The organism is Marinobacter sp. EVN1 (assembly GCF_000475375.1).
GTDB classification, from domain to species: domain Bacteria; phylum Pseudomonadota; class Gammaproteobacteria; order Pseudomonadales; family Oleiphilaceae; genus Marinobacter; species Marinobacter nauticus.
Window position 1 is genome coordinate 80,614 of record NZ_AXCB01000023.1, and the last position, 14,773, is coordinate 95,386.

Genomic DNA, 14,773 nt, shown 5'->3' on the forward strand with positions numbered 1-14,773 from the left:
AATAATCCCTGCGGGGCTGCGGTATTACAGCAGCCCCAGCTCCCGGGCCCGGACAATTGCCTGTGTCCGTGATTTAACATCCAGCTTGGCGTTTATCCTTCTGGCGTGGGTTTTCACGGTATGCAGCGAAATGTGCAATTTGTCGGCGATTTCCTGGTTCGATAGCCCCTGGGCGATCAATTCCAGAACGCCCTGCTCTCGATCACTGATAGGCTCGGCCAGGGGGTCTGCCGCCGGTGCCACGGGCTCACAACCAAACAGCCGCCCAAGCGCTGCGGTGAAGTCCCCGTTATCAAGATGGCGATAACATTTGTCCATCAACGGGCCAAGCTCTTTCATAAGCTCTGCAAAGGGGCTTATAAAATGCTCCCGGCTCGCCTGGGCAACGACGCTCTCCAGCCTCTTCCGGGCGGCAGGAAGGCCTTTCTCGGCTTCCAGCAGAACAGCATCCAGCAAACCCGCATGCAGCTGCAGCCCCCAGGGCATGCCGCCCTCGTATTTCTCTGAGACAGCATCCAGATGTTCCCGGGCTCTCACCAGGTCGCCATTGGCCATATCAGCCCGCACCTGCAAGCAATCCAGCAGGCCTGGCATCATCGGGAAAAGCTCTGGAACACATCCACCTTTACGGTAAGGTTCCAGTTTGGCGATCGCCTGCGTCGCACTGTCGTGTTGGCCTTGAGCCAGCCAACAGCTGGCCTTCAACGCTTCCAGAACCGGTACGTACAGGCTCTCATCCACCTGCCAGGTATGCATGGTGCGCTCTGCCCGGCCCACCCAGACGAAGGCATCATCCATCCGGCCCTGGGCGCGACACATCAGTACCCTCAACGCCATGGCGAGCAGCAACCCGAGATCACGGGTCTGTTCGGCATGACGGGCACAGTTGACCAATAGTCGATCGGCTTCCGTCAGACGCCCCTGATGCCAGAGCACCAGAACCAGATTCAGCTGCAGGCGGGTTTCCCCGATTCGTGCCGGCCGGCTAAGCTCCTGCATGGCCGTATCCAGCCCGGTTCGCAACAGTTGCTCCGCGTGGCGCAGTGCCCCTTTGCCCAGTTCAATGCGGGCATGGGCGTATACCGCCAGGGCCTCGGACCCCGAATCGCCAGCTTCGCGGGCCAGCTTGGAAGCAACGCGATTGGCATCCCGAGCCTCCTGAAAAGACCCGGCCGCACAAAGCGCGCTCGAACGAACAATTTGAGTCACCAACTGCGCCTGGGTCGACATACTACCCATCGCCAGCGCCTTGTCAGCCATGGCCAACGCGGGCTGCACAAAGCCCTCACCGCGCAATATAAACGCCTTCAAAGCGTAGATGCGGCCCTCATGCTCGTTCCGGTCCCGGTCATTGAAGCCTTCAAGAAGCTGCTTTGCCTGCTGGAACTGACCACCAATGGCATGTACCCAGCCGTAAACAATACGCAGCCGGGCGCTTCGCTCCAGCAATTCTGCAGGCAGGTTTTTTCTCAAGCTCAACAAAGAGGCAGTATCCTGGCCCAGTAACAGCGCCTCGGTACTCTCGGAGGCAATGCGCACGACCTCATCGCTATCACCGGCCAGGACCGCATACTTTAATGCTTCCGGGAATTGCTGGCGCTGCTCGAACCATCGGCTGGCCATAAGCATTCGGGTGATGTAGCCCCCCATCACCGGGGTTTGCAGCCAGGCCTGTAGCAATGGGTTCAGGCGATACCACCGGCCCCGGCCAGGGACCGGCTTCAAGGGCAGACCACGATCAGCAGCCTCAGACGGTGGCATCCCCGACTCTGACACGGAAGGCTCGATAGCGAAAAACAACTCATCCGAACAGCTGTCCATCTCGGCAATCGCCCGCAGTGATTTCAACTGAGCGGACCCCAGCTGGGCCGCAATACAGTCTTTCAGGAAACGCTCTACCGAAGGGGTTTCGTGCAGGGCCCGACGCTCCCCGCCCTGTTTCAGCTCCCGCCGATACAGTGCCAGTGGCGTTGGCCAACCTTCAGTCAGCCCGAATAAATGATCAATCGCGACGCTGGTAATCAGGCTGTCGGAGCGCGCTTTCGCAAAAAACTCAAAGGTTTCAGACCGTGAAAACTCCAGAATATCGGGTCCCAGCCTGGTGTAGTTGCCATTCAATTCCAGTGTGTGGCTCTCAAAGGGCACCGGAAGCCGAGAAGCCATGGCAACGGAAAGACCCGACGGCAGATGGGTGACCAGCTGATGCAATAAGCCGCTGACCGCCGGATTGGTAAGATAATGGACATTGTCCAGAACCAGCACTTCTCTGGCCTCGCGGGCCTGCCGACCTCGATTGACCAGAAGCATGGTCAAATGATCTTCAAAGGTACCGCCATTGGGCGGCAGCACCTCTGCCAGCCCTAACGCTATCGCAAGTATTGACAGAAAACGGGAGGGGGCATTGTCGCCGGCATTCAGGGCGATCCAGCGAACATTCACATCCGGTTCACTGGCAAGCGCACTGACCAGTGCGTGGGTTTTACCATAGCCTCCCGGTGCTTCTAACTGAAGCAACCGCCCCGGCTGCAAGGCCTGGCAGATTATTCGATCCAGATCCGGCCTTGCCAGGGTATCGCCTGGTACAGAGGGAACCCGCAGCCGGTGCTCCATAAGATCCCGCACCAGCTCACCGCTCTGTAGACCACTGTTCGCGGTCTGGAACTCGTCGTTGGCTGCACAGCCTTCTTTAAAGGATTTCACGCACTGCCCCGTTTGAAACCGGCCAGACGAAAGCCTGAACCGGAAAATAAGAGTCTTGCTCTTGCCGAAAACGGCATGGCGCCCTGCATGGGGTACGCCTTTAGTATGAGTCTTCAGGGAGAGGTTAAACTAAAGCAGGTGCCTGCTGCAAAAAATTGACGGGGAAAAAAGAGGTTAGAGGCGAATTTTTAACGCGGGAGACAAGATCAAACGGCAAAAAAAAAGCGAGCCGTGGCGGCTCGCTTTTTCTAACAGCTTTGAAGAGCCGCTATTAACGGGTACCAGCGCGACGCAGAGCCGCCGGCGTATAATCCCGGGACTGACGATCAACACCAAAGGTGTACGGCTGGTTTTCCTCGTTGGTCAGGCCAAGAGCCAGGTAACGACCGGAAAGCAGATCGTACAGTACTTCGATGGCGTACCAGGGTACGTTCTGGTCATAGAACTGCATTCCATGTGCTTCTGCTACACGCCAGAGCTCGCCACGGCCATCGTAATGATCGATAACCGCCGCCTGCCAGGAGTCTTCATCAATGTAGAAGTCACGCTGGGCGTAAACGTGGCGCTCACCGTCTTTCAGAGTTGCACGCACGTGCCATACCCGGTGCAGCTCGTAACGGGTCAGCTCCTGATTGATGTGGCCGGCTTTGATGATCTCGTCATAGCTCAGGCTGCGATCCACCAGCTTATAGGAGTTGTACGGGATGTACATTTCCTTCTTGCCCAGCAGCTCCCAGTTGTAGCGGTCTGGCGCCCCGTTGTACATATCGAAGTTATCAGAGGTACGCATGCCGTCGGCTGCAGTACCCGGGCCATCGTAGGCAACCTGCGGTGCACGACGAACCCGACGCTGACCGGCGTTGTAGATCCACGCCCGACGCGGCTCTGCCACCTGGTCAATGGTTTCGTGAACCAGCAGTACGTTACCCGCCAGACGGGCCGGGGCGGTAATGGCCTGTTTGAAGTAGAACAGAACGTTGTCGTCTTCACCCTGCTGATAATCGCTGAGGTAAGTCCGCCATGTCAGCTCGTCCTGGAACTTGACCACTGAGTAGTCGCCACCGGCCGTCGGAGTAACCTGGCCAACGTTCCGTTGCACCGAACCACCGCGATACCGGGTGATATGGTTCCAGATAGCTTCCAGGCCGTTCTGGGGAATCGGGAACGGCGTCGCGCTCTCATAATTACCCAGGCCGTTACCGTTCTGAATCAACTCCACCTTGGTGGCGTTTTCAACGGTCTCGTCCATCACCTCTTTCGGGTACGCCGCCGTACGATGGGTCGGATACACCGGAATCTTGTAATCAGCGTATTGACGAATCATCGCCACCTGGCCTGGAGACAGCTTGTCGGCGTACTGATCAACATTGCTCTGATCGATAACAAACTCAGGCTGCTCATCAGGGAACGGATTCACATAAATACCGTCGCCTTTGTAACCGGCTGGCGGAGTCGTTAACCCGCCGGTCCACGCCGGGATGGCGCCACCGTTACCGGACTTCTCTGCACCCATCGGGGTCAGAGTGTCTCCCAGTTTGGCCGCTTCTTCTGCAGAAACCGCGCCCCAGGCCTGACCGGTAAAGAGACTTGCAGCCAGTACACCTGTGGCCAGTAGTTTCTTGTTTAATTTCATCTAAATTACCTCGTTGAACGAATTCGGTCCGGTTCAGAATGAGTAGGAAACGCTCGCACTCACGAAATCACGGTCGGTCAACTCGTTATACGGTTTGCCACCGAAAAAGTTTGTGTAGCCGATGTTGCCTGTGATCTTGTTCTGATAAACCGCCTGAACGGACAGACCAAGCGCCTTGCTTCCTTCGTTGAAGGCACCACCCGGCTGCGGGGAATAACCTTCTACGTCGTGACTCCAGGCCAGCTGCGGCGACAGGTTAATGCCTGCAAACACGTTCGGGTAGTCCCAAACCAGACGCGTGCGATAACCCCAGGAGAAGTCTGTGGTATAGCCGTCGTTCTCACAGTAGTCCGGGTTCAGATTCAGCTGGGGACAGATATCACCCGCAGGCGTGGGCACCGGACCTACGCCAAAAGTACCGGAGCGCCCATAACGTGCCTCGTCGTAGCCCGGCAGATCGTGTACCCAGGTCATACCCACTTCATTGATCAGGGACAGACGGCTGGCACCCATAACCTGATCGAAGAACTTGATCAGCGTGAACTGGAATTGGGAGACATTGTAACGGTCATAGCCAGAAGCCCTCAGACCGTTGATATCGAAGTCCGCTCCAAGTTCTTTTTGCCGCTGTTGTTGCAAGAGGCTAACAGGCGTCGAATTTGGATCATTAGGGTTGGTTGGCAGTTGCAGACCAGCATAGATCAGCTCAAAAGCGTTCCACTGAAGGGGCACATCCTCACGGAAGCTGTACTCGGCACCCAGTGACCAGCCGCCGGGCGTGGTTGTGTTGATACTGATACCGTAGAGGTCAATGTTCTCCGGGTACTCCATAAAGTACTCAGGGAACCCACCCGCCTGGGGCCCAGGACCATCGTTCAGCACACCGCTGACGTACGGCAGACGGCTGTTGTACTTAATGTAATAGAAGCCCAGCTCGGAATCATTCAGCGCCGGCACATACCAGCGAACAGCCACACCGAACTGATCCTTGGAATCTGCATCCACATCGGCAACGCGATTAATGGCATAACCACCTAGACCAAGACCATCTGTGGCGTCAATGAGTTGACTCTGAGCCTCACTCACATCACCCGCTGGCCAGATAGGGCCACAGCCATCAGCGACAAAATCAATGGTAGAGAAGAAGGTTCCGCAATCGTCCGGGCGCACCGGCTCCCATTTGGCCTGAACGAAGGCTTCAACGGAGACGTTTTCAGTGACACCGGCAGACATGTAGAACATCTCAACCGGCAGCAACGCATCCTTCAATTCGGAGCCTGGAGCACGGAACGCCTGAACGTCTACCGGGTTGATGGTATTGATACCACCCTGGATAAAAGTACTCTCACCCCAGCTCACTACCTGCTTACCATAGCGCAGGCTCACGGGGATGTTGCCGAAATACCAGTCAGAAAACACATAGGCATCGAGAATTTCGCCGCCTGACGCGTTATCCTTTGCTTTCTCATTGAGCTCTACGTAACGGCGATTCTCATCTTTGAGTTCAAAGTCATACCAGTAACGGCCACGAACAAAACCGCCTACTCGGGTCAGATACTGACTGTCGACTGCGTAATCCAGGAACAGCTCACTGTTGCCCTTGACGATCTTCGAGATGGTATCGCCTTTATCGAAGTTGCGGTTACCGTCGTCATAGTTGTTGGTGGAAGCAGTACCCCGACCATCGTGCGGAGCCAGAAGACGCTTGTCAGCTTCTTCTACTCGCCAGGAAGCACCGGCAGATAACGTGGTATTGAACTGAGCCTCAACATCACCCATGTAGAACGAGTATGCTGCTGCCTGGCCGGACACACCGGCGGCTATGGCTACGGCAAGTGGTAACTTGGTCCAACGCTGCCACGGTTGAGTTTTTCTTGTCATTGGAAGGCTACTCCGTTGTTGTTCTGAGTCGCTGCTCGATTGTTCTGGTGTTAGGTGTCCTGACGGCTGTACACACAGTGCCGTGATGATTGCACTATAGCTAAGCCTTTCGGGGGCTTTGATCAGTCAAAAGTATGATTTTGCTGTCACTCTCTGTTCAGCCGGGGCTCGCACTCCCTCACTATAGACAAGATTCAGGAGTGCAACCACCTGTCGTCTTACAGCATTTCGATCGCCATTGCGGTGGCTTCACCACCACCGATGCAGAGCGCGGCAACACCCTTCTTTTTGCCATAGCGCTTGAGGGCATGCATCAGGGTAACCAGAAGACGGGAACCGGTAGACCCAACCGGATGCCCCTGGGCACAGGCGCCACCGTGAATATTCACCTTGTCCGGATCCAGGCCCAGTTCTTTGATAGGCATCATGGCCACCATGGCGAAGGCTTCGTTGATCTCGTAAAGGTCAACATCGTCCTTGGTCCAGCCGGTTTTCTGGAAAAGCGTCTGGATCGCGCCCACTGGCGCACAGGTGAACTCGCTGGGATGCTGGGACTGAGTGCTATGGGCAACGATCCGCGCCAGGGGCTTGAGGCCACGTTTTTCGGCTTCGGATTCACGCATCAGCACCAGTGCTGAGGAGCCGTCAGAAATGGAAGACGCGTTTGCCGCAGTCACGGTACCGTCTTTGGCAAACGCCGGGCGCAGTGTCGGAATCTTCTCAATGTTGGCGTTGTGGGGCTGCTCATCATCCTCTACCACCACCTCGCCCTTACGGGTCTTGACGGTAACGGGGATGATCTCTTCTTTGAGCAGGCCTTCTTCAATCGCTTTCTTGGCACGATTCAGGGAAGAAATCGCGTAGTCGTCCATTTCTTCCCGGGTATAGCCTTTCTTGTCCGCCATTTCCTGGGCGAAAGATCCCATCAAACGGCCAGTCTCGGCGTCTTCGAGGCCATCCAGGAACATATGGTCCTGGGGCGCCTGCCCAGGCCCCATGCGGTAGCCCTGGCGGGCGCCCAGCAAAATGTGAGGCGCGTTGGACATACTCTCCATACCACCGGCTACCATAATGTCGTTTGAGCCGGCTTTGATCAGGTCATGGGCAAACATGGTGGCTTTCATGCCGGAGCCACAAAGTTTGTTAATGGTGGTGGCGCCAGTACTGTCTGGCAGTCCCGCCTTGCGCATGGCCTGGCGAGCGGGCCCCTGTTTCAGGCCAGCCGGCAGCACGTTACCCATAATGACTTCCTGAATATCGGCAGACTGCAGGCCGGCGCGCTTCACCGCCTCAGCGATGGCAATTGCGCCCAGTTCCGGCGCGGAAACCGGGGCAAGACTACCCATAAAACCACCCATGGGGGTGCGAACACCGCTCACGATGACAACGTTGTCCTGACTCATGCTGTGACCTCTCTGTTGGTTCTTTATGATTCTGGTTATGGTTTGTGGGGCGCTTCGAGATACTCTTGGGATTGCATCTCCAGCAACCGGGATTCCGTGCGCTCGAATTCAAAGCTCAGGCGCCCGCCCGAATAGAGCTCGGTGATGGGCGCTGCAGCGGAGATAATGACCTTGACGTTGCGGTCGTAGAACTCATCGATCATGTTGATAAAACGGCGCGCCTGGTCGTCCTTGTCGCCGCCAAGCACCGGTACATTGCTGACGATAATGGCGTGGAACTGGCGCGCCATTTCGATGTAATCATTCTGGCTTCGGGGGCCGTCACACACGTCTTTGAAGTCAAACCAGACCACATCGTCTGCGTGGGCCTGGGCCGGAATCTTGCGACCGTTGATTTCCATGGTTTTACTGTGCTTCGCCGCTTCGACGGCCAGGGCGTCGAAACTGTTCCGCAAGCTGATATCCGCCTCATCATCCAGCGGACAGTGATAAAGCTCTGCCTGCTCCAGGGTACGCAGGCGATAGTCCACGCCGCCATCCACATTCACCACATCGGTGTACTTCTTTACCAGCTCAATGGCAGGCAGGAACCGCGCGCGCTGGAGGCCATCTTTATAAAGGCCATCGGGGACGATATTGGACGTACACACCAAAGTAACACCACGACCAAAAAGCCCATCCATCAGCGTGGCAAGGATCATGGCATCGCCAATATCGGAAACAAAGAACTCGTCGAAACAGATGACACGGGTCTCGTCCGCAAACTTTTTAGCCACCATCTCAAGGGGGTTTTTCTCCCCTTTCAAAGCCTTCAATTCGTTGTGAACGCGCTGCATAAAACGGTGGAAGTGCACCCGCATCTTGCGCTCGAATGGCAGCGACTCAAAAAAGGTGTCCATCAGATAGGTTTTACCCCGGCCAACACCGCCCCAGAAATAGAGGCCTTTAACCGGCTCTTCCCGGCCCTTCTTGAGTTTGCGGCGCAGTTTGGCCAACCCTTTGTTGCGCTCGTTTTCAGCAGCCACCAATTTATCGTACAGTGCCTGCAGGCGTTGGACTGCATCTACCTGGGCGGGGTCCTTGTGAAAATCCGGGCGTTCAAGATCCTTTTGGTAACGCTCCCAAGGGGTCAGGTTCGCAACGGTATCGGAGGACGTAGCTGCAGTCATCAGGCTTCCTGAATAGTTGAGTCGAGTGAAAAATCGGCGCGGTATTGTCGCCTATTTCGCGTTTTTTCGCCACGCCGGGCGGCTCTCGGGGCAATACGACGATTGGCTCAGTGTTTCAGCATGGGCTCAATCGGTTTGGGGCGTTATACTCCGTTTACGGGGATTGGCTCACTTCCAGGCAATATAAGGACGATTTTCATATGACAAACCTGATTCTGGCGGCAGTTGCCGCGTTGGTAGTTGGCATTGTCATCGGGATTCTGGTTGGCCGTTCCGGCCAGGGAGCAACGTTGCGGCAGCGCCGGGCGGAGCAGCAGATTGAAGAGCTGCGCAGCGAGTTTACGCGCTATCAGGCCCAGGTGAACGAGCACTTTATGGAATCCGCGCACCTGTTGCGCCGGTTCAACGACGCCTACCGGGATGTGAACCAGCATATGGCCCGCGGCGCCAACCGTCTGTGCAATGACGAAGACTGGATGGAAGAGCTGGATCAGAAATCCAAGGGCAGACTGGAGCATGGCAGTGATGGCGAGCCTTCAGAACCCCCCAGGGATTATGCACCCAAGGCCGACCCTGAGGCCAAAGGCACGCTTGCCGAGGACTACGGCCTGGACAAGGGCGAGAAGCGCCCGGCTTGATTCGGAATCAGAGGCTGCGCCACGCGCAGCCTGACAACGATTTTCATACCGGATTATCACAATCGATGAAACGGTGTGTAACACCAAACGCCTCAGCAATCGCCGCCCCTAACGCCTGCACTCCATAACGCTCTGTCGCGTGATGGCCCGCCGCAAAGTAATGAATGCCGCATTCCCGGGCGGTATGAGTTGTCGGCTCCGAGATTTCACCACTGATGTAGGCGTCTACGCCCGCCTCCAAGGCAACGTTGATAAAGCCCTGAGCGGCGCCCGTACACCAGGCGACGGTTTTGATTTTGTCTGCCCCTGCACCAACGTGCAACGGCTGCCTATGCAGAGCCCGAGCCATCTCTAACTCAAACTTTTCTACTGACAAGGGCTCCGGCAACTCTCCCTGCCAGACCAGGCCACCCAGCGGCCTCGGATTCTGGATTCCGAGCACTTCGGCCAATTGCCTGTTGTTGCCATAGTCCGGATGGTCGTCCAGTGGCAAATGATAAGCGACGAGGTTGATGTCGTTATCCAGCAACTGCTTGATCCGGTTTTTCTTCATGCCACGGATGGCCTGATCTTCACCTTTCCAGAAGTAGCCGTGGTGGACAAGGATCATGTCTGCGTTTTGTGCGACTGCTGCGTCAATCAGTGCCTGGCTGGCCGTCACACCGGTCACAAGGGTCATAACCTGCTCGCCGCCTTCAACCTGAAGGCCATTCGGGCAGTAATCCTGGAAGGTATCCGGCTGAAGCCATTGATTTATCTTGGCTATAATCTCGTTTCTGCTCGCCATTAAACACCTCGAACACATTTCGGTTTCTGGACGCATGGCAGCTGGCGTGCACAACGTTTGAAAGCAAGGGTCAGCAGGGGTTTCCGGAAATGTCGGAGGCCATGGATGGCCGGAGAGAAGCGCACATGGATGTGCTTGTAGCGGTTTCCGGAAACCCCTGCTGACCCTTGCGGCACCTCGAAGCTGAAACGCCAGCGTAACTCAGCGCGCCGATTCCTCGTTCTACTTCGACATTCGACTACAGCGCATCCAGGCCTTTTATCAGTGCATTGTTCTGGTCACTGGTACCAATCGTGATTCGCAGAAAATCACTTATTCGTGGCTTGTTGAAGTGCCGGACAATAATGCCCTGCTCCCGAAGCTTCGCCGCAATCTCAGCCCCTTCATGGCCGGGATGGCGGGCAAAAACAAAGTTTGCCTTGGATGGCAACACCTCAAAACCCAGAGTTTCCAACTCCCTCGTCACCCGCTCGCGCTCGCGGATCACGCCACTGCAGGAATCCTCGAACCACTGCTTGTCCTCAAACGCAGCCACGGCACCAGCCAGAGCCAGACGGTCCAGCGGATAGGAATTGAAGCTGTCTTTGACTCGATTGAGAGCCTCGATCAGATCTTCATTACCAACCGCAAAGCCAACTCTCAGGCCAGCCAATGAACGGGCCTTGGATAAGGTCTGGCATACCAGAAGGTTTGGGTATTGATTTACCAAGCGAATCGCCGTCTCGCCACCGAAATCCACATAGGCTTCATCAACCACCACCACGCTATCCGGGTTGGCCTGCAGGATATCCTCTACATGCCCAAGTCCGAGGTAGCGTCCCGTCGGCGCATTCGGGTTCGGGAAGATAATGCCGCCGTTGTCACGCCTGTAGTCGTTCGGATCGATCTCGAAGCTGTCGGTCAATGGAATAACCGCGCTTTCGATCTGGAACAAGCCACAATACACCGGGTAGAAGCTATAGCTGATATCCGGAAACAGGATCGGCTTGTCGTGTTTCAGCAGCCCCTGAAAGATATGCGCCAGCACTTCATCGGAACCGTTGCCAACAAACACCTGTTTGGGGTTGATTCCAAAATCCACGTGATATTCGGCAATGGCATCTTTCAGGGCCTGGCCTTCCGGGTCCGGATACAGACGCAGGCTGTCATTCAGTTCTCTCTGAATGGCTTCGATCACTTTTGGCGATGGGCCGAACGGGTTTTCGTTGGTGTTCAGCTTAACCAGATTGGCCATTTTTGGCTGTTCACCCGGCACGTACGGCTTGAGTTCACTGACCAGGTCACTCCAGTACTTACTCATTGATCCGGTACTCCGCTGAACGTGCGTGTGCTGTCAGACCTTCGCCACGGGCCAGAACCGACGCTACCCGCCCCATACGGTCGGCACCCTGAGCGGTAAAGCCGATAAGGGAAGAGCGCTTCTGGAAATCGTACACGCCCAGAGGTGAACTGAATCGTGCGGTGCCGCTGGTCGGCAAGACGTGATTCGGACCCGCGCAATAGTCACCCAGGGCTTCGGCCGTGTGCCTGCCCATGAAAATCGCGCCGGCGTGGCGGATGTCGTCGAGCATGGCCTGCGGGTCTTCCACTGAGAGCTCCAGGTGCTCCGGCGCAATCCGATTACTCACTTCGGCGGCTTCTTTCAGATCTGCCACCTGAATCAGTGCACCCCGTCCCAGCATGGAGGTACGGATAATCTCTTCTCGCTCCATGGTCGGCAGCAGCTTGTTGATACTGGCTTGCACCGCATCCAGGAAGTCTGCGTCCGGGCTGACCAGAATGCTCTGGGCCTGCTCGTCGTGCTCAGCCTGAGAAAACAGATCCATGGCGATCCAGTCCGGGTCGGTCTTGCCGTCACAGATCACCAGTATCTCCGAAGGGCCGGCAATCATGTCGATACCGACAACTCCGAATACTTCGCGCTTGGCGGTGGCCACAAAGATGTTACCGGGGCCGACGATCTTGTCGACAGAGGGTACGGTGTCCGTGCCATACGCCAGCGCAGCCACGGCCTGGGCGCCACCGATAGTAAACACGCGGTCCACCCCGGCAATGGCGGCCGCTGCCAGCACCATGTCATTCACCACACCATCCGGGGTCGGCACCACCATGATAACTTCAGACACACCAGCGACTTTGGCCGGAATCGCATTCATCAGTACCGACGAAGGATAGGCCGCCTTGCCACCCGGCACGTACAGACCGGCGCGATCCAGCGGCGTTACCTTCTGGCCCAGCACGGTTCCGTCTTCGTCCTGGTATTGCCAGGATTGCTGATTCTGGCGTTCGTGGTAGTCACGGATGCGTTCCGCCGCTTTTTCCAGACCCTCGCGCTGATCCTGGGGAATTCGGTCCAAAGCTGCCTGCAAACGGCCTTTATCCATTTCCAGCTCAGCCATGGAGCCAACGTCCAGGCGATCAAACTTGGCCGTAAACTCCAGCACTGCCGCATCGCCCCGGGTCTTCACCTCGTGCAGGATATGCCGAACCGACTCATTCACCTGATGATCCACACTGTCGTCCCAGGCCAGCAGCTGGGCCAGCGCACTGTCAAAGTCGCTCTGGGTGGTGTTCAGTCTGGTGATTCTGTCGGTCATTTTTCAGATCCTGTCTTGGAGTAACACTACGAATCGCGGCGTCGTTCAACGGCCGCGGACATCTTCTCGATTATGGGGTTTATCTGGCCGTGTTTCATCTTCATGGAGGCCCGGTTAACCACCAGTCGGCTACTGATGTGGTCAATCAGTTCTCTTGGCTCCAGCCCGTTGGCCTTGAGGGTGTTACCGGTGTCCACGATATCGACAATCTCATCGGCCAGATTCAGGATCGGTGCCAGCTCCATGGCCCCGTAGAGTTTGATGATGTCGGCCTGCCGGCCCTGGGCGGCGTAATAGCGCCGGGCCAGGTTGACGAACTTGGTGGCGACACGAATCCTGCCGGCCGGTGGCTGCTCGCCTTTTTTTCCGGCGGTCATCAGCCGGCAGCGGGAGATGTTCAGGTCCAGCGGTTCGTAGAGGCCGTCGCCCCCGTGCTCCATCAGAACGTCCTTGCCGGTAACGCCCAGATCGGCGCCACCGTATTGCACATAGGTCGGCACATCGGTCGCCCGGATGATCAGAATCCGCACGTTCGGGTCGGTGGTGGGAAACACCAGCTTGCGGGACTTTTTCACATCGTCGACAAGCTCAATGCCGGCTTCCGCCAGCAGCGGCAGGGTTTCTTCCAGAATGCGACCCTTCGACAAGGCGATGGTGATGGAATCTGTCATGTATCCTTCCGGGTTCCCGTTGGTCAAATTCAGGCTGGCAGACGGCGGATGCTGGCGCCCAACAGCTGCAATTTCTCTTCAATGCACTCGTAACCACGGTCAATGTGGTAAATGCGGTCGACAATGGTATCGCCGTCTGCCACCAGGCCGGCGATCACAAGGCTAGCCGAGGCCCGCAGGTCGGTCGCCATGACCGGAGCACCGGTCAGGTGTTCGACACCCTTGATGATGGCAGCGTTACCCTCAAGGGTAATGTCTGCGCCCATCCGGATCAGTTCCTGCAAGTGCATGAAGCGGTTTTCAAATACGGTTTCGACGATGGTTCCTGAACCCTCGGCCACCGCATTCATGGCCGCAAACTGAGCCTGCATATCCGTGGGGAACGCCGGATACGGCGCGGTCCGCAGGCTGACTGCCTTGGGCCGCTTGCCTTTCATATCCAGTTCAATCCAGTCCGGGCCGGTCGTGATGTGCGCCCCCGCCTCTTCCAGCTTGAGCAGCACCGCTTCCAGGATATCTTCCCGGGTATCTTTTACTTTCACCCGGCCACCGGTCGCAGCCGCCGCCACCAGATAGGTTCCGGTCTCAATCCGGTCAGGCAACACGTTGTAGTGGCATCCGTGCAGGCGCTCCACACCATTGATTTCAATGGTCGCGGTACCGTGGCCTTTGATATCGGCACCCATGGCGATCAGGCACTCGGCCAGATCCACCACTTCCGGCTCACGGGCCGCGTTTTCGAGGATGGTTTTACCCTCGGCGAGCGCAGCTGCCATCATCAGGTTTTCGGTACCCGTTACGGTGACCGTATCCAGGAAGATGTGGGCACCCTTCAGCCGGCCATTGGTCTTGGCCTTGATGTAACCATTCTCCACCTTTATGTCGGCACCCATCATTTCCAGACCGTGGATGTGCAGGTTAACCGGTCGGGTACCGATGGCACAGCCACCCGGCAGGGAGACTTCGGCTTCGCCAAAATGTGCCACCAGCGGGCCAAGCACCAGTATGGAGGCGCGCATGGTCTTTACCAGCTCGTACGGTGCATGGAAGTGCTTGATGGTGTTGGCGTGCACTTCAACACTCATCTTTTCGTCAATGAGCAGCTCCACCCCCATGCGACCGAGCAGCTCGATCATGGTGGTAATATCGTTCAGGTGCGGCAGGTTGCCGACGGTGACCGGCTCATCCGCCAGCAATGTCGCCGCCAGAATGGGCAGGGCCGCGTTCTTGGCACCGGAAATGCGAATTTCGCCATCCAGGGGCTTGCGGCCCCTGATCAATAGTTTGTCCACGG

The 14,773-nt window shown here is 56.8% G+C and carries 11 protein-coding genes; 1 reads left to right on the forward strand and 10 read right to left on the reverse strand.

All coding sequences use genetic code 11. The features are described from left to right. Positions 1–24: 24 nt before the first annotated feature. From Q674_RS31990 to zapE, 5 genes are all read right to left on the reverse strand, one after another. On the reverse strand, positions 25–2,700 hold the full coding sequence (locus tag Q674_RS31990) for a LuxR C-terminal-related transcriptional regulator (protein ID WP_023009057.1): 2,676 nt from the start codon (positions 2,698–2,700) through the stop codon (positions 25–27). A gap of 271 nt (positions 2,701–2,971) precedes the next feature. Next, positions 2,972–4,333: a DUF1329 domain-containing protein gene (locus tag Q674_RS31995; protein ID WP_023009058.1), complete on the reverse strand. Its 1,362-nt coding sequence runs from the start codon at positions 4,331–4,333 to the stop codon at positions 2,972–2,974. A 33-nt stretch (positions 4,334–4,366) separates the two neighbouring features. Next, a complete protein-coding gene (locus tag Q674_RS32000; RefSeq protein WP_023009059.1) occupies positions 4,367–6,214 on the reverse strand; it encodes a DUF1302 domain-containing protein in 1,848 nt (615 codons plus the stop codon). A 218-nt stretch (positions 6,215–6,432) separates the two neighbouring features. Next, complete coding sequence (locus Q674_RS32005) at positions 6,433–7,617, reverse strand: thiolase family protein (RefSeq protein ID WP_023009060.1); 1,185 nt, start codon at positions 7,615–7,617, stop codon at positions 6,433–6,435. A gap of 35 nt (positions 7,618–7,652) precedes the next feature. Further along, the gene (gene zapE, locus Q674_RS32010; protein ID WP_031210185.1) at positions 7,653–8,750 is read right to left on the reverse strand and encodes a cell division protein ZapE; all 1,098 of its coding nucleotides are present in this window, start codon (positions 8,748–8,750) and stop codon (positions 7,653–7,655) included. Between the two features lie 236 nt (positions 8,751–8,986). Here zapE and Q674_RS32015 point away from each other — a divergent pair, with 236 nt between their 5' ends. Further along, the gene (locus Q674_RS32015) at positions 8,987–9,424 is read left to right on the forward strand and encodes a YhcB family protein (RefSeq protein ID WP_011786143.1); all 438 of its coding nucleotides are present in this window, start codon (positions 8,987–8,989) and stop codon (positions 9,422–9,424) included. A gap of 43 nt (positions 9,425–9,467) precedes the next feature. On the opposite strand, the gene Q674_RS32020 is transcribed toward Q674_RS32015, so the two are convergent. From Q674_RS32020 to murA, 5 genes are all read right to left on the reverse strand, one after another. Further along, positions 9,468–10,211: a Nif3-like dinuclear metal center hexameric protein gene (locus tag Q674_RS32020; protein WP_023009061.1), complete on the reverse strand. Its 744-nt coding sequence runs from the start codon at positions 10,209–10,211 to the stop codon at positions 9,468–9,470. Positions 10,212–10,449: 238 nt separating this feature from the next. Next, complete coding sequence (gene hisC / locus Q674_RS32025; protein ID WP_023009062.1) at positions 10,450–11,511, reverse strand: histidinol-phosphate transaminase; 1,062 nt, start codon at positions 11,509–11,511, stop codon at positions 10,450–10,452. Continuing rightward, positions 11,504–12,808: a histidinol dehydrogenase gene (gene hisD / locus Q674_RS32030; protein ID WP_023009063.1), complete on the reverse strand. Its 1,305-nt coding sequence runs from the start codon at positions 12,806–12,808 to the stop codon at positions 11,504–11,506. The genes hisC and hisD overlap by 8 nt, the downstream gene beginning before the upstream one ends. Before the next feature lie 26 nt (positions 12,809–12,834). Then, positions 12,835–13,479 (reverse strand): ATP phosphoribosyltransferase, encoded by a 645-nt coding sequence (gene hisG / locus Q674_RS32035; RefSeq protein WP_011786147.1) that lies wholly within the window; start codon positions 13,477–13,479, stop codon positions 12,835–12,837. Positions 13,480–13,508: 29 nt separating this feature from the next. After that, entirely contained in the window at positions 13,509–14,771 is a 1,263-nt protein-coding gene (gene murA, locus Q674_RS32040; protein ID WP_022992001.1) for a UDP-N-acetylglucosamine 1-carboxyvinyltransferase, read from the reverse strand. Positions 14,772–14,773: the final 2 nt, after the last annotated feature.

What these genes read in the sequence shown, in the direction of transcription:
- Q674_RS31995 (WP_023009058.1), bottom strand. Translation starts at nt 4,333, where the DNA reads ATGAAATTAAACAAGAAACTACTGGCCACAGGTGTACTGGCTGCAAGT.
- Q674_RS32005 (WP_023009060.1), bottom strand. Translation starts at nt 7,617, where the DNA reads ATGAGTCAGGACAACGTTGTCATCGTGAGCGGTGTTCGCACCCCCATG.
- hisD (WP_023009063.1), bottom strand. Translation starts at nt 12,808, where the DNA reads ATGACCGACAGAATCACCAGACTGAACACCACCCAGAGCGACTTTGAC.
- hisC (WP_023009062.1), bottom strand. Translation starts at nt 11,511, where the DNA reads ATGAGTAAGTACTGGAGTGACCTGGTCAGTGAACTCAAGCCGTACGTG.
- Q674_RS32015 (WP_011786143.1), top strand. Translation starts at nt 8,987, where the DNA reads ATGACAAACCTGATTCTGGCGGCAGTTGCCGCGTTGGTAGTTGGCATT.
- Q674_RS32000 (WP_023009059.1), bottom strand. Translation starts at nt 6,214, where the DNA reads ATGACAAGAAAAACTCAACCGTGGCAGCGTTGGACCAAGTTACCACTT.
- Q674_RS32020 (WP_023009061.1), bottom strand. Translation starts at nt 10,211, where the DNA reads ATGGCGAGCAGAAACGAGATTATAGCCAAGATAAATCAATGGCTTCAG.
- hisG (WP_011786147.1), bottom strand. Translation starts at nt 13,479, where the DNA reads ATGACAGATTCCATCACCATCGCCTTGTCGAAGGGTCGCATTCTGGAA.